General features: G+C 42.0%; 21 protein-coding genes. 9 read left to right on the top strand and 12 right to left on the bottom strand.

Annotated features, from left to right (window positions below; genetic code table 11):
* Nucleotides 1-72: 72 nt before the first annotated feature.
* The 4 genes from P2E05_RS16200 to tolC all read right to left on the bottom strand — a co-directional run bounded on the left by P2E05_RS16200 (nucleotide 73) and on the right by tolC (nucleotide 4,312).
* A complete protein-coding gene (locus P2E05_RS16200; protein WP_163862886.1) occupies nucleotides 73-1,233 on the bottom strand; it encodes a glutathionylspermidine synthase family protein in 1,161 nt (386 codons plus the stop codon).
* 6 nt (nucleotides 1,234-1,239) lie between these two features.
* Nucleotides 1,240-1,941, bottom strand: coding sequence for a DUF1190 family protein (locus P2E05_RS16195; protein WP_163862884.1), 702 nt, complete (start codon nucleotides 1,939-1,941; stop codon nucleotides 1,240-1,242).
* A 490-nt stretch (nucleotides 1,942-2,431) separates the two neighbouring features.
* The gene (locus tag P2E05_RS16190; protein ID WP_163862882.1) at nucleotides 2,432-2,635 is read right to left on the bottom strand and encodes a hypothetical protein; all 204 of its coding nucleotides are present in this window, start codon (nucleotides 2,633-2,635) and stop codon (nucleotides 2,432-2,434) included.
* Nucleotides 2,636-2,935: 300 nt separating this feature from the next.
* On the bottom strand, nucleotides 2,936-4,312 hold the full coding sequence (gene tolC, locus P2E05_RS16185) for an outer membrane channel protein TolC (RefSeq protein ID WP_154623793.1): 1,377 nt from the start codon (nucleotides 4,310-4,312) through the stop codon (nucleotides 2,936-2,938).
* 446 nt (nucleotides 4,313-4,758) lie between these two features.
* Here tolC and nudF point away from each other — a divergent pair, with 446 nt between their 5' ends.
* The 7 genes from nudF to ftsP all read left to right on the top strand — a co-directional run bounded on the left by nudF (nucleotide 4,759) and on the right by ftsP (nucleotide 13,758).
* Nucleotides 4,759-5,397: an ADP-ribose diphosphatase gene (nudF, locus tag P2E05_RS16180; RefSeq protein WP_154623792.1), complete on the top strand. Its 639-nt coding sequence runs from the start codon at nucleotides 4,759-4,761 to the stop codon at nucleotides 5,395-5,397.
* A 108-nt stretch (nucleotides 5,398-5,505) separates the two neighbouring features.
* Nucleotides 5,506-6,345 carry a 3',5'-cyclic-AMP phosphodiesterase gene (cpdA, locus tag P2E05_RS16175; RefSeq protein ID WP_154623791.1) on the top strand — a complete coding sequence of 280 codons (840 nt, stop codon included), beginning with the start codon at nucleotides 5,506-5,508 and terminating at the stop codon, nucleotides 6,343-6,345.
* Entirely contained in the window at nucleotides 6,345-6,926 is a 582-nt protein-coding gene (gene yqiA, locus P2E05_RS16170) for an esterase YqiA (protein WP_163862880.1), read from the top strand. The genes cpdA and yqiA overlap by 1 nt, the downstream gene beginning before the upstream one ends.
* 96 nt (nucleotides 6,927-7,022) lie before the next feature.
* Nucleotides 7,023-8,918: a DNA topoisomerase IV subunit B gene (gene parE, locus P2E05_RS16165; protein WP_154623789.1), complete on the top strand. Its 1,896-nt coding sequence runs from the start codon at nucleotides 7,023-7,025 to the stop codon at nucleotides 8,916-8,918.
* A gap of 39 nt (nucleotides 8,919-8,957) precedes the next feature.
* Nucleotides 8,958-11,219 (top strand): DNA topoisomerase IV subunit A, encoded by a 2,262-nt coding sequence (parC, locus tag P2E05_RS16160; RefSeq protein WP_163862878.1) that lies wholly within the window; start codon nucleotides 8,958-8,960, stop codon nucleotides 11,217-11,219.
* A gap of 63 nt (nucleotides 11,220-11,282) precedes the next feature.
* Complete coding sequence (locus P2E05_RS16155; RefSeq protein ID WP_154623787.1) at nucleotides 11,283-12,017, top strand: 1-acylglycerol-3-phosphate O-acyltransferase; 735 nt, start codon at nucleotides 11,283-11,285, stop codon at nucleotides 12,015-12,017.
* Nucleotides 12,018-12,345: 328 nt separating this feature from the next.
* Nucleotides 12,346-13,758, top strand: coding sequence for a cell division protein FtsP (gene ftsP, locus P2E05_RS16150; protein WP_154623786.1), 1,413 nt, complete (start codon nucleotides 12,346-12,348; stop codon nucleotides 13,756-13,758).
* A 62-nt stretch (nucleotides 13,759-13,820) separates the two neighbouring features.
* Here ftsP and P2E05_RS16145 read toward each other — a convergent pair whose 3' ends face one another.
* Nucleotides 13,821-14,435: a LysE family translocator gene (locus P2E05_RS16145; RefSeq protein WP_154623785.1), complete on the bottom strand. Its 615-nt coding sequence runs from the start codon at nucleotides 14,433-14,435 to the stop codon at nucleotides 13,821-13,823.
* Nucleotides 14,436-14,607: 172 nt separating this feature from the next.
* Here P2E05_RS16145 and folA point away from each other — a divergent pair, with 172 nt between their 5' ends.
* Entirely contained in the window at nucleotides 14,608-15,111 is a 504-nt protein-coding gene (folA, locus tag P2E05_RS16140; RefSeq protein WP_154623784.1) for a type 3 dihydrofolate reductase, read from the top strand.
* Between the two features lie 174 nt (nucleotides 15,112-15,285).
* Here folA and apaH read toward each other — a convergent pair whose 3' ends face one another.
* The 6 genes from apaH to lptD all read right to left on the bottom strand — a co-directional run bounded on the left by apaH (nucleotide 15,286) and on the right by lptD (nucleotide 22,218).
* Nucleotides 15,286-16,113: a bis(5'-nucleosyl)-tetraphosphatase (symmetrical) ApaH gene (apaH, locus tag P2E05_RS16135; RefSeq protein ID WP_154622519.1), complete on the bottom strand. Its 828-nt coding sequence runs from the start codon at nucleotides 16,111-16,113 to the stop codon at nucleotides 15,286-15,288.
* 2 nt (nucleotides 16,114-16,115) lie between these two features.
* Nucleotides 16,116-16,493, bottom strand: a complete 378-nt coding sequence (gene apaG / locus P2E05_RS16130; protein ID WP_154622518.1) for a Co2+/Mg2+ efflux protein ApaG — start codon at nucleotides 16,491-16,493, stop codon at nucleotides 16,116-16,118.
* Between the two features lie 117 nt (nucleotides 16,494-16,610).
* A complete protein-coding gene (gene rsmA, locus P2E05_RS16125; protein WP_154622517.1) occupies nucleotides 16,611-17,411 on the bottom strand; it encodes a 16S rRNA (adenine(1518)-N(6)/adenine(1519)-N(6))-dimethyltransferase RsmA in 801 nt (266 codons plus the stop codon).
* Nucleotides 17,408-18,403, bottom strand: coding sequence for a 4-hydroxythreonine-4-phosphate dehydrogenase PdxA (pdxA, locus tag P2E05_RS16120; RefSeq protein WP_196713584.1), 996 nt, complete (start codon nucleotides 18,401-18,403; stop codon nucleotides 17,408-17,410). Before pdxA ends, rsmA begins: the two co-directional genes overlap by 4 nt.
* Complete coding sequence (gene surA, locus P2E05_RS16115) at nucleotides 18,384-19,703, bottom strand: peptidylprolyl isomerase SurA (protein ID WP_154622515.1); 1,320 nt, start codon at nucleotides 19,701-19,703, stop codon at nucleotides 18,384-18,386. The genes pdxA and surA overlap by 20 nt, the downstream gene beginning before the upstream one ends.
* Before the next feature lie 148 nt (nucleotides 19,704-19,851).
* Complete coding sequence (gene lptD / locus P2E05_RS16110; protein ID WP_167520935.1) at nucleotides 19,852-22,218, bottom strand: LPS assembly protein LptD; 2,367 nt, start codon at nucleotides 22,216-22,218, stop codon at nucleotides 19,852-19,854.
* 181 nt (nucleotides 22,219-22,399) lie between these two features.
* Here lptD and djlA point away from each other — a divergent pair, with 181 nt between their 5' ends.
* On the top strand, nucleotides 22,400-23,212 hold the full coding sequence (gene djlA, locus P2E05_RS16105) for a co-chaperone DjlA (RefSeq protein WP_247046685.1): 813 nt from the start codon (nucleotides 22,400-22,402) through the stop codon (nucleotides 23,210-23,212).
* 276 nt (nucleotides 23,213-23,488) lie between these two features.
* Here the strand turns inward: djlA and rluA are convergent, their stop codons facing one another.
* Nucleotides 23,489-24,142, bottom strand: a complete 654-nt coding sequence (gene rluA, locus P2E05_RS16100; RefSeq protein ID WP_154622512.1) for a bifunctional tRNA pseudouridine(32) synthase/23S rRNA pseudouridine(746) synthase RluA — start codon at nucleotides 24,140-24,142, stop codon at nucleotides 23,489-23,491.
* Between the last annotated feature and the right edge of the window lie 87 nt (nucleotides 24,143-24,229).

Genomic DNA, 24,229 nt, shown 5'->3' with positions numbered 1-24,229 from the left:
AGATAAATAATTATTGTGTGTTTTATCGTGGCCATGAAAGTCAACGGCATGCATTCACATGCCGTTGATGAATCAATCAATGATAACGTGAGGATAGAAACGAGAAAGATCTTGAGTGATTAGCTCTTTATCTTCACGAATACAAATCCCAGCAGGTTGATCATTAACCAGCCAACTCCCCACTAAGGTATAGTTACCTTCAAATTGTGGTAATGGATGGAATTGTTGGATGATCATTCCTTCCTCACCGTAGGGGCCATCCGCTGATGCGATTTCTTTACCGTTTTCAATAACACGGATATTCGCACCTTCGCGAGAGAATAATGGTTTTACCACATAGCTTTCTAATGCTGGCTGATTACCATCGGCAAAGTAGGCAGGTAGTAAATTAGGATGATCAGGGAACATCTCCCATAACATAGGCAATAATGCTTTATTGGAAATAATGCTTTTCCATGCAGGTTCTAACCAACGTACACCAGCATCTTCCAATTTGGTTGAGAACATCTCTCTAAGCATAAATTCCCATGGATACAGTTTGAACAGATTACTAATGATCTGATCTTGTGTATCCGTAAATTCACCGCGTTCACCTAAACCGATTTCATCCATATAGAGAAATTCAGTTGCCACACCAGCTTCATGAGCACAGTCTTGTAGGTACTGCACGGTACCGCGATCTTCTTCGGTATCACGGCAGCACGCCATATGTAACAGGCGGAAACCATGTTGATCTTTAAGCTGGGTGAAGCGTTCGATCAATTGTTCTTGAATGCTATTAAACTGATCAGCACCTTCAGGTAAGTTACCTGCCTCTAATTGATCTTCTAGCCAAATCCATTGGAAAAATGCCGACTCGTATAATGAAGTTGGAGTATCAGCATTATTTTCCAGCAGTTTAGGTGGGTTAACACCATCGTAAGCTAGGTCAAGACGCGAATAGAGAGAGGGTTGGCTCGTTTTCCATGAATGGCGTACGAAGCCCCAGCAATGTTTTGGAATTTGAAAACGGGTGAGTAACTCGTCGCTTTCAATAACACGCTCAACCACCTTCAAACACATTTGGTGTAGTTCAGCCGTCGCTTCTTCAATTTCGTCAATCTGCGCCATTGAAAATTGGTAATAAGCATCTTCAGACCAGTATGGTTCGCCATACATAGTGTGAAAACCAAAACCAAATTCAGCTGCTTTTTCGCGCCAATCAGGGCGCTCAATAATTGGAACTCGTTTCATTACTTATCAACCACCCATTGAACGGGAAGATGAAGAAGATTTAGAAGACGACGACTTCTGAGCCATTGCTTGTTTATTTACTGTATCGCCAAATCCACCACGCGTGATAGTTGATGTGGTTGGTGGCTTAGGTGCCATTGCGGTTTTTGGTACGCTGATCGAACGGCCACCGGCAACCGCTGGGCCATAGCTTTTACCTGTCGCGTCAACAAATTTTCCGTTTGCTGGGCTAGCTGGGTTTTTAGAACTGAATAATGGTTGAGAAGGTGCACCTCCGCCCATCATACGGCCCATCATATAACCCATCATAAGAGGCATCCACATGCTACCTGAGCTGCTTTGTGCTTGAGCGGTTTGTTCCCCATTCCCTGTGTTCGTGGATGAAAAACTTGCTTGTGCTGGTGCTTGGGTACACATAGCTTCACCAAATTCAGCAATACAATCTTCTTGAGTCGCATACTTAGGGGCGGTCTTCGCTGCTTCTTGTAATGCATTGTTATAGGCTAGTGTGCATTGCTCCGCCTGAGAAGGGTTAGCTTGGCTACAATCTTGTGCGTTAGTATACAAAGAAACAGTTTCATCACTTTCTTCACAAGCAGAAAGCATAAATACAGCACTGACAGCGATAGCAACAGGTGCTAAACGATATGAACGCCAAGACTTACGAAATGCGTCTTGATTGATATTCTTGGTACGCTTCATGGTCATGGTAATTACCCTGAATTAAGAGTGAGTAAGATGTGAGTTTTGTTAACACTAGGATAGGGGAAATACGCTGAAAATTAAAGCAGAAATACCAATGAAATGAGATTTAATAATAAATTTTGCAAATTCATGGGGACAAGTAATACGTAACACGAGAATTTTCTGAAAAAACAGCGTTATTTTTGTTGAATTTCAATAAATTGTATTTTATTTATTTGTTGATGTATCACCTAATATTTATTATCGATATTCATGATTTCTGGCTAAGAAAGGTATAATAAGGCGATGTTAGATACATTTATAGGATAAAGAGAATATTTATATTAGTTTCTATGGTGACGATATGCTGTTGTAGGTTTTTTTGAGCCTTGAAAGTGTAGGTTTAAGTGATTGTTACCACAAAATCGAAGAGGCTTTATGGGGGAAAGATGGCTAGCTTGCGACATAATGGGTGACTTACATACATAAGTGCACCCATTCATGTGAAAACGGACTATGGTCTTGGTGGTGTTTTCGCTTTAATTTTTTTCGGTGCTTTTTTCTTTTTCGGTGGCGGTATTGGTTTTTTGTTTTTATGTATTTTCATTGGTGATGCAGCCGCTTTTACCTCAGGATGGTGAGGCTGTGGTGCTGCTTGTACATTCACTGTTGGTAATATAAGTGTTGTGCATAAAGTAAGAAGAATAACTCTCTTCATAATATTTCCATCTGTTATCTCTTTATTCAGAAGCCAGCGTTATATCACTCTCTTATTTTTGATAAAAATGGCTTTGCACTCACTGACATAAACTCCATAATTTATACTTATTTCTTGTTTAATATATTGATTTTATTTATAAAACTATTCGCATAAGATTTATGAATAACCTTATTATTATGAGGTATTAAATAATAAAAAATAAATTAATAGCGTTGTTAGAGGTAAAAATGAGAAAGGAAGTTAGGCGAGGAATAATAAATCTGAGGGGGTCAGTTGATTGACCCCCTTTGCAACACATTACTTAATTTGTGGTGCTTCGATATTACGAATGATGCTGCTGGATGAGGTTGAAACCTCTTTTCCTAGGCTTGCATTCAAGCGAGCAATATCTTCTTCATTCAGTGTGCCACGTGCAAACTCAATGTTTAATTGATTAATCATATAATCATAACGTGCATTAGACAGGTTTTGTTTAGCCTGATAAAGGGCTGTCGTCGCGGTTAACACGTCAACGATAGTACGAGTTCCCACTTGGTAGCCAGCTTCCATCGCATCTAATGAACTTTGCGCCGAAACGACGACTTGTTTATATGCATTGATACTACTAATAGAAGATGACACGTTATTGTAAGAAGAACGGACTAACTGAATCACGTTACGATACACACTTTCAAGCTGTTCACTCGCACCTTGGAAACCATATTGTGCTTGTTCTACTTGTGAACTTACCGCCCCCCCACTATATAATGGTAGGCTTAATGTCAGGCCGATCGAGTTTTGTCCTGTGTAGCTATTACGGTCAAGACCTGTGTAATTACTACCATGGTTATGGGTATTTGCCACACTGGTCGCCGCATCAAGATTAACGGTTGGCATATGGCCAGTTTCCGCTAAACGAATGTTCTCACGCGAAACGTCTTGCGCTAAGCGAGCACTTAGAAGGCTGAGGTTACGCTCTTCCGCTTCTTTTAGGATCGCTTCAACTTGATCTGGGTTTACCGTTTTGAAGCGGTCGATATTCAGTGATGCTAGCTGGTTATAATAGACGCCGCTGACTTGACGAAGTTTTTCAACCGCATTTTCTAAGTCATTACGACCAGCAACTTCTTGTGCTAATACGCTGTCATAGTTAGCACGGGCGTTTTGTACGTCAGTAATAGCAACTAAGCCAACATTAAAACGTTGAGTCGTTTGGTCTAATTGGCGGTAAACAGCTTCTTTATTTGCTTCAATATAGGATAAGGCATCAATCGCCTTTAATACGTTGAAATAAGCGGTCGCAGTATCCAAAATCAGCTGTTGTTGATTGGTTTGATACGTCACATCAGAGATACCAGCCGTTTTTTCTTGCACACTGAGTTGGCGCCATTTTGACATATCAAAGACGACTTGAGTCAGTTTTAAAGAGGCATTTAAACCATTGCTTTCAGTGTCTCTCGCATCTCGATAACCACTTCCATAAGTCATACCAGCACCTAAGCCTAATTGTGGTAACAATGGGCTACGAGCTTCATTAATTTTTTCGAAAGCTTGGTTGCGTTCTGCTAATGATTTTCTCAAATCAGGGTTGCTTTCTTTCGATTTTTGGTAAACCTGAAGTAGATCTTCTGCGTAGCTATTCGTACTGAGACCCACAAAACTCAATGCAATAAAAAGGGGAAGCAGTTTCTTCATTTGGATTCCTTGATTAAACAGCAAATAGGTGGAGTCTGTTACCTATATGCTCACCATACTTCAAGTTGCCGCGTTGTTGGCGACGCTCACTTGCGTGAGTCACATACCTCAGTATGCTTCTAGCGACTCGCTGACTTGTCGCCTAGCAGCATCTTGAATGATTTAGAGCATAGCCCATCTGAGATTAAGACGGATAAATAGGGCGATCACCGTAAACTAAATCATCAGCACTATAAACAAAATATTAAAACAGACTCTGTTGTTGCCCATAAATTTAAATAATGGTGCTTATTGTAGCAGAGTATCGCTTGTCTTAACGGTAGCGTTTTGTGCCATTTTGTCTCAATTTATTTAAACATTAACTCAAATAAGGAGAAAAAGCCCTAAAAACTATTTTATTCCATCATTTTTCCTTAATATGGAAATGAGCAGCTTAGGAGATTGTTATGACAAATCGTGTAGAACAGCCAATTAAATACAATAAAAATGATGTTGAAATTATATCTAAGCGTAAATTATTTAATGGTTTTTTTCAAATGGTCGAATATCGTTTTCGTCATCGGTTATTTGAGGGGGGATGGAGCCCAGAAATTACCCGTGAGGTTTTTGAAAGAGGGCATGCTGGCGTCATTCTCCCCTACGATCCAAAGGCAGATAAAGTTGTACTCATTGAACAAATTCGCTTACCTGCAATTGAAACCAGTGAAACACCTTGGCTACTCGAAGCCGTTGCCGGCATGATTGAACCCAATGAAACCGTTGAAAATGTGATCCGTAGAGAGGCAGATGAAGAAGCGGGGCTTGCCATCGGTCGTACTGAAAAAGCGTTAAGTTATTTATCTAGCCCAGGTGGTACTTCTGAACGCATGTATGTTTATGTGGGAGAGGTTGATAGCTCTCAAGCCTCTGGAATTCATGGCTTACAGTCAGAAAATGAGGATATCCGTGTTCATGTGGTGAGCCGTGAGCAAGCCTATCAGTGGGTTGAGGATGGTGTAATTGATAATGCAGCAACGGTTATTGTCATTCAGTGGTTACAGCTCAATTATGAAAAATTGCAACAAAAGTGGGTGAAACTGTCTTAAATAACCATTAATCTAATGAAATGTGTGCTATTTAGCAGATATTAACCTTACGTTAACGCTAGAATAGCAAAACAACAGTGACATTTTTTATGGGAACAAGGAAAACTTTTGGACAGCCAGCTCGAAGTGACTGCTCGTAATTCGAAGGTAGTCAGGATTTTACAAGTTACTGATACGCATCTCTTTGCTGATACAGCGAATACCTTATTGGGAATTAACACGCACCAGAGCTATCATGCCGTCCTTGATGCTATTTTAGAACAAAATCAGCCTATCGACCTGATTGTGGCTACGGGAGATTTGGTTCAAGACCAATCACCGGAAGCCTATCAGCACTTTGCAGATGGCATTGAGCTGATACCCGCCCCTTGTGTTTGGTTACCAGGTAACCATGACTATCAGCCGGCTATGGTTCGTTCTTTAAAGCTCGCCGGTATTTCCAGCGCGAAAGAAATATTGATTGGCGATGACTGGCAAATTTTGATGCTTGATAGCCAGTTACAAGATGTCCCGCACGGTGAATTATCTGAACAGCAACTTGATTGGATGAAAGCGTGTTTGGATAAACAGCCACAGCGCACCACGCTTATCATGCTGCATCACCATCCATTGCCTTCAGGCTGTACTTGGTTGGACCAACACAGTCTACGCAATTCGCATATTCTTGCTGAATATTTAAAAGGATACCCACAAGTGAAAGTGATGCTTTGCGGTCATATTCATCAAGAAATGGATGAGAATTGGCATGGTATTCGTTTACTTGCTACCCCTTCAACTTGCGTACAGTTTAAGCCTCATTGTACAAACTTTGCCTTAGATACTGTCGCTCCGGGATGGCGTTATCTTGAACTAACGGTTGATGAAAAAGGTCATAGGCATATTAGTACTCAAGTACATCGTCTAAATACACAAAAATTTAGTCCTGATTTTGATTCGGACGGTTACTAATGTCGACACTTCTTTATATCCACGGGTTTAATAGCTCACCTCAATCAGTGAAAGCCAATGGTCTAAAACAGTGGGTTAATGAGCACTATCCGCATATTAAGATGATTGTGCCGCAGTTGCCTAATTATCCGCAGCAAGCGGCGTCGATGTTAGAAGAGATTGTATTACAGCATAAAGATGACCCAATGGGGCTAGTGGGGTCCTCATTGGGCGGCTACTTTTCTATTTGGTTTTCGCAACGTTTTAATTTGCCTGCTGTTGTGGTCAACCCAGCAGTTCGTCCTTTTGATTTACTGCAAGACTATCTTGGTGAAAATATCAATCCTTATACCCATGAGCGTTATTTTCTTGAACCTAAACATATGCATGAGCTTAAAGCATTGCATCTGCCTCAGGTCGAAAAACCGGATTTAATTTGGTTGTTACAACAAATGGGTGATGAAGTGCTTGATTATCGTCAAGCGGTTTCCTATCTTGAAAAATGCAAACAAACTGTTGAACCACAAGGCAATCATGCATTTGTTGGCTTTGATACTTACTTTCCTCAGATCATTCGTTTTCTGAGATTGGCAGAGAAATAATGCCAAAACGTATGTACACTGTTATTATCAACAGTAAATCACTGATTGAGCGATTTGAATCGTTCAATTAATCACCTATTACCGCAGAATGACAACATGACTCAATCTAGTTATAACGCAGAGGCCATTGAAGTCCTCAGTGGTTTGGAACCTGTTCGTCGTCGCCCTGGGATGTATACAGACACCAGTCGACCGAACCATTTAGCACAAGAAGTAATTGATAACAGTGTCGATGAAGCACTGGCAGGGCATGCAGGACATATTGAGGTTATTCTATATCCTGATCAGTCACTTGAAGTGATTGATGATGGGCGAGGAATGCCCGTTGATATTCATCCTGAGATGAATGTCTCTGCTGTTGAGCTTATTCTTGGACAATTACATGCTGGTGGTAAATTTTCCAATAAAAACTATCAATTCTCAGGTGGCTTGCACGGTGTAGGTATTTCCGTTGTTAATGCTCTGTCTAAACGTATTGAAGTGACAGTGCGCCGTGATGGTCAAATTTATCAAATAGCTTTTGAGAATGGTGAAAAGGTTGAAGAATTACAGGTCATTGGAACGTGTGGCAAACGTAACACTGGAACCAGCGTACACTTTTGGCCTGATGAAAGTTATTTCGATAATCCACGTTTCTCCGTTTCTCGGTTAGCTCATAACTTAAAAGCAAAAGCCGTTTTATGTCCTGGCGTGAAGATCACGTTTAAGGATCAGCTTAATAATACGGAGCAAAGCTGGTGCTACAGTGATGGGTTAACGGATTACTTAATGGAGGCAGTAAACGGCTTAGAACTGTTACCTCCTCAGCCGTTTACAGGGGAATTTTCTGGGGAAACTGAGGCCGCTGAGTGGGCTCTTCTTTGGTTACCTGAAGGGGGAGAATTACTCACCGAGAGCTATGTTAACCTTATACCTACTGCGCAGGGCGGTACCCATGTCAATGGCTTGCGCCAAGGCTTGCTCGATGCCATGCGTGAATTCTGTGAATTCCGTAATATTTTACCGCGTGGTGTAAAACTTTCGGCTGATGATATTTGGGAACGCTGTGCTTATGTGCTCTCCGTTAAGATGCAAGACCCACAATTTGCAGGGCAAACGAAAGAACGTCTGTCTTCTCGCCAATGTTCCGCTTTTGTTTCAGGCGTAGTAAAAGATGCCTTTAGCTTGTGGCTAAACCAAAACGTTCAGGTAGCGGAACAGCTAGCGGAAATGGCAATTGCCAGTGCTCAGCGCCGTATGCGCGCCGCCAAGAAAGTGGTTCGTAAAAAATTAACCAGTGGGCCTGCTCTACCGGGGAAATTGGCTGATTGTAGTTCTCAAGATTTAAGTATGACAGAATTGTTTTTGGTCGAAGGGGACTCTGCGGGCGGATCTGCAAAACAAGCTCGTGACCGTGAATACCAAGCCATCATGCCGCTACGAGGGAAAATCCTGAATACATGGGAAGTCTCCTCTGACGAAGTGCTGGCGTCTCAGGAAGTCCATGATATTTCTGTCGCCATCGGTATTGATCCTGATAGTGAAGATTTAAGCCAATTGCGTTACGGAAAAATTTGTATTTTGGCGGATGCTGACTCCGATGGGTTACATATTGCGACACTTTTATGTGCGTTGTTTGTACGCCATTTCCCGACATTGGTCAAAGCCGGTCATGTGTACATGGCTATGCCGCCATTGTATCGGATCGATTTGGGCAAAGAGACTTTTTACGCATTAGATGAAAGCGAAAAAAATGCGGTACTTGATAGGCTTAGCCGTAAAAGAGGCAAACCGAATGTCCAACGCTTTAAAGGATTAGGGGAAATGAACCCAATTCAATTGCGTGAAACGACGTTAGATCCGAATACACGACGTCTTGTCCAGTTGACTATAGATGATGAAAACTACAAAGAAACATTGGCCGTTATGGATATGCTGTTAGCGAAAAAACGCTCAGAAGATCGCCGTAATTGGTTACAAGAAAAAGGCGATATGGCTGAAATTGAAGTTTAACATTCATCACGCTATCAAAAAGAGTAAGGAAAGTATCGAATGAGTGAAATTACTCATGACGGCGTAGAGCGTTTACCCCTCCACGCGTTTACTGAGAACGCCTATCTGAATTATTCGATGTACGTCATCATGGATAGGGCGTTACCGTTTATTGGGGATGGGCTAAAGCCTGTTCAGCGTCGTATTGTTTATGCCATGTCCGAATTAGGGCTAAACAATACAGCTAAATATAAGAAGTCGGCTAGGACGGTGGGTGATGTATTAGGTAAATATCACCCTCATGGTGATATTGCCTGTTATGAAGCGATGGTATTAATGGCTCAGCCATTCTCTTATCGTTATCCATTGGTCGACGGGCAAGGGAACTGGGGGGCACCCGATGATCCTAAATCCTTTGCCGCGATGCGTTATACCGAGTCACGCCTATCAAAATATGCAGAAGTGCTACTCAGTGAGCTTGCTCATGGCACGGTGGATTGGGTTCCGAACTTTGATGGCACCTTAAATGAACCGAAAATGCTGCCGGCACGTTTACCGAATATTTTACTTAACGGTACAACGGGTATTGCCGTCGGGATGGCGACGGATATCCCTCCTCACAATGCGCGCGAGGTGGCTCAAGCGCTGGTGGCATTGCTGGAGAGTAAATCCGCGTTGTCACTTGATGACATCATGACTTATGTGCCAGGTCCTGACTTCCCAACTGAAGCGGAAATTATCTCATCTAAGGATGATATTCGTAAGATCTATCAAAATGGTCGCGGCTCAGTTCGTATGCGTGCAGTGTGGGAAAAAGAAGACGGTAATGCTGTTATTACCGCGCTGCCTCATCAGGTTTCTGGCGCTAAAGTGCTTGAGCAGATAGCGAGCCAAATGCGCGCTAAAAAATTACCAATGGTTGAGGATTTGCGTGATGAATCGGATCACGAAAATCCAACACGTTTGGTTATTGTGCCACGAAGTAATCGTGTTGACCTTGAGCAAGTGATGACTCACTTATTCGCGACGACAGATCTAGAAAAAAGTTATCGCGTTAACCTCAACATGATTGGTCTTGATAATCGTCCCGCAGTCAAAGGTCTCGTTGAGATACTCAATGAGTGGATTGTTTATCGCCGTCAAACAGTACGAAATCGTCTTAACCATCGTTTAGATAAGGTTCTGAAACGATTGCATATTTTAGATGGCTTATTAATCGCTTATCTGAATATTGATGAAGTGATTGAGATCATCCGTAACGAAGATGAGCCGAAAGCAGTATTGATGTCGCGCTTTAATATTACTGAGACACAAGCTGAAGCCATCCTAGAGTTAAAATTACGTCACTTAGCAAAACTCGAAGAGATGAAAATTCGCGGTGAGCAAGACGAATTAGCGAAAGAACGTGATGAGTTACAAGGGATCTTAGAGTCTGAGCGTAAACTGAATAACGTCATTAAAAAAGAAATTCAGGCTGATGCTAAGACTTATGGTGATGAGCGTCGTTCTCCATTACAGGAGCGCGAAGAAGCAAAAGCGCTGAGTGAACATGAAATTCTACCTTCAGAGCCAATTACCGTTGTGTTATCTGAAATGGGATGGGTACGAAGTGCCAAAGGGCATGATATCGAGCCTTCTAATCTCAATTATAAGGCCGGTGATAGTTTTAAAGGTGCAGCACGAGGTAAAAGTAACCAGCCGGTTGTTTTCCTAGATACGACAGGGCGCAGTTATTCCGTTGATCCATTAGAGTTACCTTCTGCTCGTAGTCAGGGAGAGCCACTCACAGGACGCTTGACGTTACCACCGGGGGCAACAGTTGAGCATGTATTGATGGCTCAAGATGAGCAAAAATACTTGATGGCATCGGATGCGGGTTACGGGTTCATTTGCACATTCAATGATCTGGTCACTAAAAATAAAACTGGAAAAGCGCTAATCAATTTACCCGATAATGCTAAAATTCTTTCCCCTATTGAGGTGAATAATGAGCAGGAAGATATGTTGCTCGCCATTACTAAGGCTGGCCGCATGTTAATGTTCCCTGTATCTGATTTACCGCAATTATCAAAAGGGAAAGGGAATAAAATTATTAACATTACAGGCGCTCAAGCCGCAAGCGGTGAAGATCTGCTTGTTTGGCTACTCATCTTGCCTGCTCAAGCTTCAATTACGCTTTATTTTGGCAAACGGAAATTGAGACTTAAGGCGGAAGAGTTACAAAAATATCGCGCAGAGCGTGGACGCAAAGGAACATCATTGCCACGAGGCTTGCACAATATTGAGCGAATTGAAGTTGAGTCTGCCAATACAGACCAATAATCATTTTATATTATTATAAGGCGGAATTTTACCGCCTTATTTTTGAACAGGACAGAGGTCACTATGTTAGCGCTTATTCGTACCATTATTGTGATTATCTATACAATATTGGTGTGTGTGTTTGGGGGGATTTATTGTTTATTTAGCCCTCGAAATCCAAAACATGTGATGACATTTGGTCATATGTTTGGGCGATTATCCGTCGTTTTTGGTATTAAAATTATTAACCGTGTACCTGAAAAAGCGAAAAAATATGGTCCGAGTATTTATATTGGTAACCATCAAAACAACTATGACATGGTCACCATGTCAAATGGTGTGGTACCAAGAACGGTTACCGTAGGCAAAAAAAGCTTAGTATTTATTCCTTTCTTTGGTTTTCTGTATTGGATCACGGGGAATATTTTGATTGACCGCGCTAATCGTTCGAAAGCGCATAACACGATTTCACAAGTAGCGGATCAAATTAAAAAACATCAAATCTCAGTGTGGATGTTCCCAGAAGGCACACGTAGTCGTGGGCGGGGTTTATTACCCTTTAAAACGGGGGCATTCCATGCCGCGATTGCTGCTGGTGTTCCTATCGTACCTGTATGTGTTTCTAGCACCCAAGGACGGATTAAATTAAACCGTTGGAATAATGGTCATGTGATTATTGAAATGTTAGAGCCAATAGACACAAAAAACTATTCAAGAGATCAAGTGAGAGAACTTGCTGAATACTGTCATACCTTGATGGAAGCCAAAATCAAACAGCTTGATAAAGAAGTCGAAGAAATAGAGAAGAATAATAAATAAGAAAACATTATATCTAATCATGCCCTTTTTTGTATTTTTAGTATCGTCAAAAAAGGGCTGCTTTAGCCAGTGATTACTTGATCCTGTTTACTCTCCTAAATGTATTTACTCTTGTCATTTTTGACTATTAAATTTTATTTATCGTCATAGATATTTTTAGAGTTTCATCTATTTTCGCGATATCATTATACCTATTTATATCGAGTTTAAAGTAATAGCCCTACTGTGGGCTATGCTAGCGCGAACCAAAAATTAATGCTTAATTGAGCGGGTATTACCAACTTCTAACAATAATTAGCGCTGCTATTTTTAGTTTAGTGGAGAATTTATGTCATTCAGTCGACGCCAACTTCTGCTCATGGCTGGGTTGGTTTTATGTTTGGTCAATGTGCCAAATAGTGCTTTTGCAAGCGGTAATGGGAAAACACCGCTTCCTGTTCCTCCATTGTTAGAGTCTAGATCGGGGCAACCACTGTTTTTGACATTACAAAAGATACATTGGTCTTTTGATGGCAAATATTCGGCCGATGTATGGGGGGTAAACGGCACTTACCCTGGGCCGACGGTGAAAGTTAAAAATGGCGATGATATTAAGCTTATTTACAGTAATCGATTACCTGATCCTGTCTCAATGACGATCAGTGGTCTACAAGTGCCCGGCACGCAAATGGGAGGCGCAGCGAGATTAATTTCTTCAGGTGCTGATTGGTCTCCTGTCATTCCTATTCGGCAGCCAGCAGCCACACTTTGGTATCATGCCAACACTGAAGGCAAAATGGGGCCTCAAATTTATAATGGCCTGCTGGGAATGTGGATAATTGAAGATGATGCGACAAAAAATCTGAGAATACCAAAACATTATGGTGTAGATGATTTTCCGATTATTATTCAAGACAAACGATTAGATAACTTTGGGGTTCCAGAGTATCAGGCGAATGAAGATGGGTTCTTAGGGGATACATTATTAGTCAATGGTGTTCAAGATCCGTATGTTGAGGTTTCTCGTGGTTGGATCCGTTTGCGCTTACTGAATGCTTCAAACTCCAGACGCTATGTTATGAAGATCAGCGATGGGCGCCCTTTCGTGATGGTTGCCTCTGACCAAGGATTATTGACGGCACCTGTTAGTATTCCAGAGCTTTCTTTGGCTCCGGGTGAGCGTCGAGAAGTGTTAATTGATATGGCCAAAACAGAAGAGCTGACGATCACGGCTGGTGAGTCAGCGACTTTTATGGATAGAGTGAAAAGCTTATTTGAGCCGTCGACCACACTCATCTCTACGAATGTATTAACTATTAAAGCGACAGGGTTAATGTCATTAGTGACCGATGATGTGCCTACTCAATTAGTTGAAGACAAGACGCAAATTACCTCATCTATTCGCAATCGTGATATCCATCTTAATGAGCCTTATGGAATAAATAATGCGACAAAAGATACGCGTCGTATCGATTTATCCAGTCAACAGGGCGGATGGGAGCGTTGGGCGGTGACGAGTAATGTCCCTCAGTCTTTCCATATTGAAGGTGTACGCTTTAAAGTCATTAACCATAATGGGAAACCAACTCCCCCAGAGGATTTTGGCTGGAAAGATACGGTGTGGGTTGATGGTAAAGTCGAGTTGTTAGTCCAGATGATGCAACCTTCGTATGAGCACTTTCCATTTTTATTCTACAGTAATAACTTAGAAAAGGCGGATTTAGGCTCAGTGGGGCAATTGGTTGTCGCACCTGAAAATTAAACATTCTTGCGTGAACGAGCAGGCTAGCGATATGAATTAGCCTGCTTTTTTTATTCTCAAAATTAGCTCAGTGCGACACGTATTCCAAAAGCAATTAATACCGCACCTAGCACTTTATCAACATACTTTTGTACTTTGGCTAGGCCTTTTCTGACCGGTGCGCTTTGAATTAAACAAACCAGCAGAGGCCAATAAATTGCAGCCAATCCCCAAATAATAAAGGCGAACCATAATTTTTCACCAAAAGTGGAGTCAACACTTAAAACTTGCGTGAAAACAGCAAGAAAAAACAGGGTTGCCTTTGGATTGAGGACATTACAGAGAAACCCTTGCATAAAGGCTTTCTTGAAGGTAACAACCTCATGTTGCGTGTTGTTGAGATCTATCTTTTGCCCTGAATTTGGCATTAAGCTTTTGATACCGATCCAAATTAAATAAGCGGCTCCAGCATATTTCAATACATTAAATAGCCAAGGGGTTGTCGTAATCAAAACGGCAAGTCCAGCGACACAATAGGTCATATGGAGCGCAACTGCACTAATCACCCCCATTGCGGTCATTAAGGCTGCTGAGCGTTGATAACGCGCTGCATTTTTAAGAATAAGGAAGAAGTCAGGTCCAGGGGAAAGCATACCTAATGTAGCGATGGTGGCGATTAATATGGAGGTTTCGTACATTCGTTTTCTCTATAAGCTAAATTTGTTTTTTAATGTTATTTTTAGTCGGTCGGATCACTATTTGAGTATAAATTAATAACCACTTTTTAAGGAAGATTAAATTTAGTCGACGAAGCATTTCTGTTTACGTATAGTGGGCACAAAATTGTATATTAGCCTCTAAGGTGACTAAATGAATATTAGTTTAATCGCAGCTATGGCGATTGACCAAGTTATCGGTATGGAAAAAACGATGCCTTGGCATTTACCTGGCGACCTTGCTTGGTTTAAACGTAATACTTTAAATAAACCAGTGATAATGGGAAGAGTAACATATGAATCAATTGGCCGTCCGCTTCCTCAGCGAGTCAATATCGTCTTAAGCAGCAAGGTAGGCGCTGATGATAGTGTCATCTGGGTTTCTTCTGTCGAAGAGGCATTAGCTGCCGCTAAGCAAGCTGGCTCGGGTTCAGATGATGATGAAATTATTGTCATTGGAGGCGGTAAAGTCTACCAGCAGTTCTTACCCCTTGCGAGTAAACTGTATTTAACTCATGTCGATGCAGAAGTGATTGGTGACACACACTTCCCCATTTATGAACCAGATGAGTGGGATTCTATTTTTACCGAGTATCATGAAGCCGATGAAAATAACTCCCATGGTTATTGTTTTGAAATATTAACCAAAAGAATTTAATGTTGTTCTCAGTTTAAAAACGGAGCGTATTGCTCCGTTTTTTATTATCGGTATGAATGTTGTCTTTTTTAATTAATATATTTAATTTAAAAAATTATCCGTCATTTTACGATATGTAAAATAACTGTTATTTAATTAACTTTATTTAAGTATGAAATAAAGTTAATTAAACGATTAATCTTTATGGCGCTTTTGCAATGATTTTTGATGGTAATATTGTTTAGTTTCCCAATGGAACAACGTTAACTCTCCACCCCAGCAACAGCCAGTATCTAAACCATAAATATTTTCAGGGGTATGTTTACCTTCCAAGGATGCCCAATGACCAAAAAAGACAGAATAGCCTTCAGGTAATTTACTCGGTAGGGCAAACCAAGGTTTCAGTGGTGACGGGGCTTTAGCTGGGCTTTCCTTACAAATCATATCGAGTTGCCCATGAGGGAAGCAGTAGCGCATACGAGTTAATACGTTGGTGCTAAAACGTAGGCGTGGGAGCCCCATTAAGTTTTCAGACCAATTATTCGGCATATCGCCATACATAGCGTCAATAAAGAGTGGGTAAGCATCACTGGATAAAACGGACTCGACTTCTCGCGCGCACATACGAGCCGTCGGCAGATCCCATTGTGGTGTGATACCAGCATGGGCCATGATAATTTTTTTCTCTTCATCAACTTGTAATAAGGGTTGGCGACGCAACCAATTAATTAACTCGTCAGCGTCAGGCGCATGGAGTAACTCATCAAGATGATCTTTGGGTTTATTACGGCTTATTTTGCAATAAATACCAAGAAGATGTAGGTCATGGTTGCCGAGTACTAAGCGTACCGATGAACCAAGACTTTTAACATAGCGAAGGACTTGCAATGACTCAGGGCCTCTAGCAACGAGATCCCCTGTAAGCCACAGCGTATCTTTTTGTGGCTCAAAATTGACTTGTTCTAGCAATGCACGTAATTCGCGATAACAGCCGTGTACATCACCAATAAGATATGTTGACATAATTAATTAATCAAAGTTGGTAGAGCAAGGCGAAATGCAGGGATATCAACGTGAAAATGCTCCCCACGATGGTTTAACATGACGTAATATCCTTCCATCGTTCCCATTGGTGTTTCCAGTATAGCTCCGCTTGTATAGCGATACACAGTACCCGGTTGAATGATAGGTTGTTCACCTACAACACCTTCGCCTTGGACTTCAGTTTTATGACCATCACTGTTAGTAATGAGCCAGTAACGGCTCATTAATTGTAGAGCCTCTCGGCCTAAGTTACGGATCGATATAGTATAAGCGAATACATATCGCCCCATTTCAGGCTGAGACTGACTGACGATATAGACACTCTGTACTTGAATGCTAACATTCGGTTCGTTAAGCATAGTGCCTCCTTTTCAATCCTTTATACTCGTTATCTTTCAAGTAGTAGTATTGTTGTTGACTACTTTCACTGACTTTTGTTGGCCAGTGTTATCTCAAATTATACAGAGTACATTTGGCTAATTTGCTAGATAGTTTGCCATTTTGCAATAAGCCTCAACGGAAATATTCTCAGCGCGAGTACCAGGATCAATACCGAGTTCAGTGAGCTGTTCAACACTGAGTAAGTCCCCCAAACTATTGCGGATGGTCTTACGGCGCTGGTTGAACGCTTGCGTAGTAATACGGCTAAGCATTTTGATATCTTTCAGTAAATAAGGGTTTTCTCGATGAGGGATAAGCCTAACCACTGCTGAGTCAACTTTAGGGGGTGGTGCAAATGCAGTTGGTGGGACTTCTAGCACAGGAACAACTTGGCAATAATATTGTGCCATCACACTCAAACGACCATAGGCTTTACTTCCAGGACCTGCGACAAGTCGATTAACCACTTCTTTTTGCAGCATAAAATTCATATCTGCAATAGAGTTAGTAAATGTGAATAGATGGAACATTAACGGTGTTGAAATATTATAAGGTAGGTTGCCAAATACACGTAAAGGCTGCCCAGCTTGTTTTGCTAATTCACCAAAATCCACCGTCATGGCATCTTGCTGGATAATTGTCAGCTTATCTTTTAATTGTGGGTGCACTTGCAAGCGTGCCGCGAGATCGCGGTCTAGCTCAACAACGGTCATTTTATCAATTCGGCTACCGACTGGCTCAGTAAGCGCACCAAGACCTGGGCCAATCTCAACGATAGCTTGTCCCGGTTGCGGATGCATTGCATCCACAATACTGTCGATAATAAATTGGTCAGTTAAAAAGTTCTGCCCGAAACGTTTGCGGGCAAGATGCCCTTGGTGGACTCTATTATTCATGAATTCTTATATGTCATTTGGATAGCTAACTTTAATGCGGTGATAAAACTGCCCGCATCAGCACGACCCGTACCTGCTAACTCTAGCGCTGTGCCATGATCAACGGAGGTACGAATGAAAGGCAGACCAAGCGTAATGTTCACGGCTCTACCAAAACCTTGGTATTTTAACACAGGAAGGCCTTGATCGTGATACATTGCGAGTACAGCATCTGCATCTTCTAAATATTTAGGTTGAAATAAAGTATCGGCAGGAAGCGGCCCGATCAGATTGATCCCTTCAGCACGAAGTGTCTCTAGTGCCGGAATAATGGTGTCGATCTCTTCCATGCCCATATGGCCATTTTCGCCCGCATGTGGATTTAGACCACACACATAGATATTTGGTGCTTCTACACCAAATTTTGTACGTAAATCATGATCTAAAATCGTGATCACTTCACGTAAGCTTTGTTGACTAATGGCAGCGGAAACCTCTTTCAAGGGCAGATGAGTTGTCGCAAGAGCGACTCGTAACTCTTCTGTTGCTAACATCATCACGACACGTTGGCAATGACTTCTGTCTGCAAAAAATTCGGTGTGCCCGCTAAATGCAATACCTGCATCATTAATGATCCCTTTGTGTACAGGCCCGGTCACAATAGCAGAGAACTCACCACTTAAACAGCCATCACACGCTCTTGCGAGTGTTTCTGTGACATACTCACCATTGGCAACATTCAAAACACCGGCTTGTGCGGGAGCTTTTAAATGCACAGGAATAATCGATAAACTACCGGGCACTTGCGTGTCATGTTCATCGTGTGGGTTATAGATTTTTAATGTGAGTGGGAGGTTAAGCTGTTTCGCACGAGTGAGAAGTAATTCAGGATCCGCACAGGCAATAAGCTCGACGGGCCAAAACTCTTGAGCGAGCTGGATGAGTAAGTCCGGACCTACCCCGGCGGGTTCGCCGGGGGTTATAACAATGGGTTTATTGAGATTTTTCGTCATTAGATTGGTTATCACGTCCATCGATGACATTAACGTATGCCGCTGCACGTTGTTCTTGCATCCAACTTTGCGCTTCTTCGTTAAATTTACGGTTAAACAGCAAACGATAAGCCTGATCTTTTTGTGCCGCATCTGTCTTATCAACATTACGGGTATCTTCTAACTGAATCAGATGCCAGCCAAAGTTTGAACGAACAGGTTGGCTGATCTCGCCTTTATTCAGTTTCATGAGAGCATCACGAAAAGCAGGGTCATAAACATCAGGCATGTTCCAGCCTAATTCACCCCCTTTTAAGGCGCTACCTGGATCTTCAGACACTTCTTTTGCTGCATCTTCAAACGTTGTTTTGCCGTTACGGATATCTTGTGAAATCTGAACTAGCTTTTGTCTCGCTTGGTTATCATCCATAATTGGCGATGATTTAATCAAGATGTGACGAGCCTTAACTTCGGTAACGGAAATCGTTTTATTCGCGCTATTAATATCGTTCACCTGCAAAATGTGGTAACCGACACCTGAACGGATTGGGCCGACAATATCGCCTTTTTTCGCACTTTTCAGTTGTTCTGCAAAGACAACCGGCAGTTCTTGTAGACGAGACCACCCCATATTGCCGCCTTTCAGTGCTTGAGGGTCCGCAGAGTAGGCAATGGCTAATTTACCGAAATTCGTTCCCTTTTTCAGTTCCCCCATGATTTTGGTTACAATAGCGTCTGCTTTTTGTAATTGCTCTTGGGTTGGGTTTTCAGGGAGAGGGATCAGGATGTGACTTAAATTCACATTCGCTTCGTAGTCAGCTTGGTTGCTGATCTGCTTAGCCAGCGAATCCACTTCTTGCGGCAAAATAGTCACACGGCGACGAACTTCATTATTACGAACCTCGGCGATCAACATCTCTTTGCGGATCTCGCTACGGTATTTGGCCATATCGATGCCATCTGCTTTTAGGCGGGCTTGCATTTGTTCGAAAGTTAAGCCGTTTTGACGTGCAATATCCGCAATCGTGGCATTCACGGCATCTTCAGGGATATTAATCTGCATCTGATTGGCCATTTGCAGCATGATGTTATCAGTAATCAAACGATCAAGGATTTGATGGCGAAGCGTTTGATCATCAGGAACTTGTTGGCCTGCATTGCGTGCGTTTAATTTTACGGTGTTCAACATGTTCTGGACGTCACTTTCCAGTACAACCCCGTTATTGACAACAGCAGCAACTTTATCCATTTGCTGTGGTGCAGCCAATACTGTGGAGCTTGTAAACATCAGTCCCAGAATAAGCGTTTTCCAATTCTTCATAATGGTCCTATTCATTGATTTAGGTTCCGCCCAAGGCAGGTTAATCGTTTGATTCGTGCTGCTTTTACGTTCTCGTTTGCGAGCTGAAAAGGGTATAGCTCGAAGTATTTGAAGTTAGTTAGCAGCACATGTAAGTATATAATTATTATCAGAATGCACGCTGATAAGGCATGATACCTCTATTCAGCATTTCCTGACTACCTAAACTATGATTGTTATTTAGGCCTCTAAGTTCCACATTGAATGACCATTTATTATCATATTCGCTGCTAAACTTATCTTCTTGCCAACCAACAATCTTACGTTCATAGCCTACGTTAAACGCCCAACAACAGGTGTTGTATTGTAAACCAACCAATTGGCTGGCGGACTGTTGTTGTTTCGTATCATAGTAGTAAGAGCCAACAAAGCCCCAACGTTCACTCAGTGGCCAACTTAATACGGCACCAACCTGTGAGATACCTTTTTGGTATTCAGGGAGGGTGTAAGTATAGCCGCCTGATTCATCACGACGGAATGTTGCTTGAATATAGTCACGGTCAACAAAGCGGTAGTTTAACTGTAACAAACGATCCGCATCAATGCGATACTCGGTAATCGCATTTCCCATCGTGACGTTGCCTAAACGGCGGTCATATTGAAGCCCACCGCGGACACCCCACTTATCATTAATACGCCAGTATGAATCTGTCGCCCATAATAAGGAACCGGTATTACTCTTATCGTCGATCTGTAGGCTTGAGTTACCTGCGCGAGGACGTTCAAAGTAGTAAATTTGTCCAACAGAAAAATTAAAACGCTCTGTTAGGGTTTCATCATAAATACGCGTCGTCACACCAGTGGTAAATTGGTTTGCCGAAGCAATGCGGTCAAGACCACTATAAATACGGTCACGGAATAAACCGTTATAGTCGGATTGAAGCAGTGCGGAGTCATAGTTATTAATATTGTCCTGATCTTTATATGGAATATACAGATACTGAACACGCGGCTCTAACGTTTGGACAAAATCACTGCCTTCAAGCAGGTTACGCTCGAAAACAACTTTTGCATCGCTTTTAAACATCGGCAACACACGGGTGACATTTTTTTCTAAACTCTCATTTTTATTCGATTTAGGGATGTCTTGATCATAATGTGTTGCTAACAGTTTGAAGCTGTTATTCATATTTGCCCAACCGTTTGATAGCGGTAGGCTGAGTTCTGGTTCGATATGCAGACGAGTTGCATCTGGGTTGTTTTTACCTACACTCGTGAAACGCGCGGCTTGCGCATAGGTGTGTAAATCAAAAGCACCTAAATTATTCTTGTAGTAGTTAAAATCCAGTTGAGGCTCGGCTTTGTATGCGCGTCGATTTGGATCTTCCACAAAAATTTGGAACTGTTTATGAGTTAAAGTGGCATTCCAATTTTCAGCGGAATAACCCGTACTGAATTTTTGGGTCGCATAGCCGTCAGTAGTACTACCATACTGAGAACTAAAGTCTGTAAAATATTGACGATCGCTCACTTTGGTATAATCGGCATTGAAGTTCCAATGCTGGTTATACGTCCCTGAATGGCGCCAATAGAATAACCAGCGGTCATTACTGTCACGTGCATCCCGTTTATTACGCTCTTTGTCTTTGATATAAGCACGGTCGTGATTAATAAAATCAAAGGCGATTGTTCCCGTACCTGGCGTAATTAAATAACGGAATTCATTATTTAATTTTACACCTCGATGGGTCATAAATTGCGGCGTAATCGTGGCATCGTAGTTTGGTGCAATATTCCAATAATATGGCAGTGAAAATTCCAGACCATCATTATTGGAGTAACTGCCTGTTGGAATTAAGAAGCCTGAACGACGTTTATTACCAATCGGTAATTGCATGTACGGGCTATAAAATACCGGCACATCGCCAAGGCGAAAACGGGCATGCCAAATTTCAGCGACTTCTTCTTCACGGTCAATGATGACTTCTGAGCCAGCGACACTCCAGCTATTATTGCCGGGTAGGCAGGTGGTGAATGTGCCGTTTTCCATGATGGAATAACGGTTTTCACCACGCATTTTCATTTTTTTCGCTTCGCCGCGTCCTTGGCGGCCAACCATCATGTAGTTGCCATCATCGACATCGGTATTCTTATTATTCAAATTAGACCATGCGCTTGGGCCTTTTAGAATAATCTGTGGGTCGTCATAGTGAACGTTACCTGTTGCGGTGACTTCACGGATCGGATCAGCACTATCTGGGTTTGTTTGTGTCAATCTTACGGTATCAGCGGTTAACGTTTGGTTACCCTGTTGAATATCAACATCACCTTTGTATTCGACAAAGTTAGGGTATTCACCCTGAACGTCTTCAGCAGTGATACGTATCGGTAAATCTTTAGGATCGCCCTTAACCAGCGGTTTGTCATAAACAGGGACGCCCAGCATACATTGTGCTGCAAGGTCAGCATGCGCTTGCTGACTGTAAATTGCCGCCCATACCATGGTGGCAAGTAGTGTTGGATAGCTTTTTTTCATCATTAAATATGCGGTTCCGTCGTAATTGGCATAGCCGGCAAACGCTCAAAGACTAACTTAGCCAACTACATTGCGCCAGTATAATGTAAAAAACTTTACGCGCTTGTAGTTATGCACCGAGCAGAATGGATAGTATGATAATGCAAAATTGCATTCTGAGCATTGAAGAATTGAGGGATATATGCACTATTGGGGCAAAATTATAGGTGTTGTACTCGCAATAGTCTCGGGTTTAGGCTTCTGGGGCGCACTTGTAGGGTTAATTTTAGGTCATGGTTTTGATAAAGCATCAGCGCAACGTAAATTTTCTGGTGCGATGAATAAGCGCGATCGCCAGATCATATTCTTCGCCAGTACCTTCCAAATTCTCGGGCATTTAACAAAAGCAAAAGGCCGTGTAACCGAGACAGACATTCAATTAGCATCAAACTTGATGGACAGAATGCAGATACATGGCGAAACACGCAAGGCGGCTCAACAAGCATTTAGAGAAGGTAAATCACCTGATTTTCCATTGCGTGATGTCCTTAAACAATTACGTATGGCTTGCTATGGTCGCTTTGACTTAATTCAGATGTTTCTGGAAATTCAACTACAGGCGGCATTTGCCGATGGCAACCTGCACCCAAATGAAAGAAAAGTCCTGTTTATTATCGCTGAAGAACTGGGGATCTCGAAAACACAATTTGAGCAATTCTTAGACATGATCCAAGGAGGTCGGCAATTTGGACATGGCTACTCGCATCAATCAGGTGGTCATTATCAGTCTTCTAATGGGCCAACAATTGAAGATGCATGCAAAGTGCTTGGCGTCTCCATTAATGATGACCCCACAACCATTAAACGCGCATACCGTAAATTAATGAGTGAGCACCATCCAGATAAATTGATAGCAAAAGGGTTGCCTCCAGAGATGATGGAAATTGCAAAACAGAAAACGCAGTCAATACAGGCTGCCTATGATTTGATTAAGAGAGAGCGGAATTTCAAATAATCTCTTTTCCCGTCATATTTCGTTCTATAGCGTTGTTATTTTCATTGGCGAGTCCTTAGTCACATACTGATATATGCTGCTAGGGAGTCGCATCACAGGATACTTAGCTTTAGCACGAACTATTGAGGAAAATGCCTATCCGATATTGAGTATTTATGAAGTATCGCGTTAAAGGCACATGTTATATCAAAAACAGAACAATACTTTTTAAACCATCATAACGTGGTGCTATTGGCATTACGTATGATGGTTTTTTATTCATATGATTAAATAAACCTAAAAATCGGGTTGGCAGCTAAAATGCATAGGAGTGCCGTAGGCTGGGTGAGTAATATAAAGCGCTTGCGCATGTAATTGTAAACGTGGAGCCAGTGCACGTGCTTGTTCATGAGCATAGAACCGATCACCGAGGATAGGGTGGCCTAGCGCTAACATGTGAACGCGCAATTGATGTGAACGGCCGGTGATAGGGGAAAGTTTTACACGAGTTGCCTGCTCTTCATATTCCAAAACTTGGTATTCAGTTTGTGCCGATTTCCCAGTTTCAAAACACACTTTTTGTTTTGGGCGATTTGGCCAGTCGCAAATTAGAGGCAAATCAATGAATCCTTCTTGCTTCTCCAGATGGCCCCAAACACGCGCAATATACTGTTTTTTCGGTTCACGTTCGCGAAATTGGCGTTTAAGTTCCCGTTCTGCTGGCTTGTTCAGAGCAACAGCCATGACACCACTGGTCGCCATATCTAAACGATGAACAGATTCTGCATTCGGGTGATCTCGAAGGATACGACTCATAATACTATCATGATGTTCAGGGGCTTTACCGGGAACAGACAGTAACCCACTTGGCTTATTTACGACAATGATATGTTCATCTTGATACAGAACATATAGCCAAGGCTCGATAGGGGGATGGTAGGGTTCCATCATAAAAAATAAAGCTCCTGAGTCTTATAAAAATGATTTCTCCCTCATTTGAGGGAGAAATCATTGACGATTTAACATTAAAAGGATGTG

This window comes from Providencia stuartii, from assembly GCF_029277985.1.
In the GTDB taxonomy this organism is placed as follows: domain Bacteria; phylum Pseudomonadota; class Gammaproteobacteria; order Enterobacterales; family Enterobacteriaceae; genus Providencia; species Providencia zhejiangensis.
The sequence above is the reverse complement of the archived record's forward strand: the minus strand, read 5'-3'. Positions and strand labels throughout refer to the sequence as shown.

Coding starts and splice junctions, on each gene's coding strand:
- P2E05_RS16195 (WP_163862884.1), bottom strand. CDS start 1,941: ATGACCATGAAGCGTACCAAGAATATCAATCAAGACGCATTTCGTAAG.
- parC (WP_163862878.1), top strand. CDS start 8,958: ATGAGTGAAATTACTCATGACGGCGTAGAGCGTTTACCCCTCCACGCG.
- surA (WP_154622515.1), bottom strand. CDS start 19,703: ATGAAGAATTGGAAAACGCTTATTCTGGGACTGATGTTTACAAGCTCC.
- P2E05_RS16190 (WP_163862882.1), bottom strand. CDS start 2,635: ATGAAGAGAGTTATTCTTCTTACTTTATGCACAACACTTATATTACCA.
- djlA (WP_247046685.1), top strand. CDS start 22,400: ATGCACTATTGGGGCAAAATTATAGGTGTTGTACTCGCAATAGTCTCG.
- P2E05_RS16200 (WP_163862886.1), bottom strand. CDS start 1,233: ATGAAACGAGTTCCAATTATTGAGCGCCCTGATTGGCGCGAAAAAGCA.
- rluA (WP_154622512.1), bottom strand. CDS start 24,142: ATGATGGAACCCTACCATCCCCCTATCGAGCCTTGGCTATATGTTCTG.
- rsmA (WP_154622517.1), bottom strand. CDS start 17,411: ATGAATAATAGAGTCCACCAAGGGCATCTTGCCCGCAAACGTTTCGGG.
- apaH (WP_154622519.1), bottom strand. CDS start 16,113: ATGTCAACATATCTTATTGGTGATGTACACGGCTGTTATCGCGAATTA.
- folA (WP_154623784.1), top strand. CDS start 14,608: ATGAATATTAGTTTAATCGCAGCTATGGCGATTGACCAAGTTATCGGT.
- P2E05_RS16155 (WP_154623787.1), top strand. CDS start 11,283: ATGTTAGCGCTTATTCGTACCATTATTGTGATTATCTATACAATATTG.
- yqiA (WP_163862880.1), top strand. CDS start 6,345: ATGTCGACACTTCTTTATATCCACGGGTTTAATAGCTCACCTCAATCA.
- P2E05_RS16145 (WP_154623785.1), bottom strand. CDS start 14,435: ATGTACGAAACCTCCATATTAATCGCCACCATCGCTACATTAGGTATG.
- tolC (WP_154623793.1), bottom strand. CDS start 4,312: ATGAAGAAACTGCTTCCCCTTTTTATTGCATTGAGTTTTGTGGGTCTC.
- parE (WP_154623789.1), top strand. CDS start 7,023: ATGACTCAATCTAGTTATAACGCAGAGGCCATTGAAGTCCTCAGTGGT.
- apaG (WP_154622518.1), bottom strand. CDS start 16,493: ATGCTTAACGAACCGAATGTTAGCATTCAAGTACAGAGTGTCTATATC.
- lptD (WP_167520935.1), bottom strand. CDS start 22,218: ATGAAAAAAAGCTATCCAACACTACTTGCCACCATGGTATGGGCGGCA.
- nudF (WP_154623792.1), top strand. CDS start 4,759: ATGACAAATCGTGTAGAACAGCCAATTAAATACAATAAAAATGATGTT.
- ftsP (WP_154623786.1), top strand. CDS start 12,346: ATGTCATTCAGTCGACGCCAACTTCTGCTCATGGCTGGGTTGGTTTTA.
- pdxA (WP_196713584.1), bottom strand. CDS start 18,403: ATGACGAAAAATCTCAATAAACCCATTGTTATAACCCCCGGCGAACCC.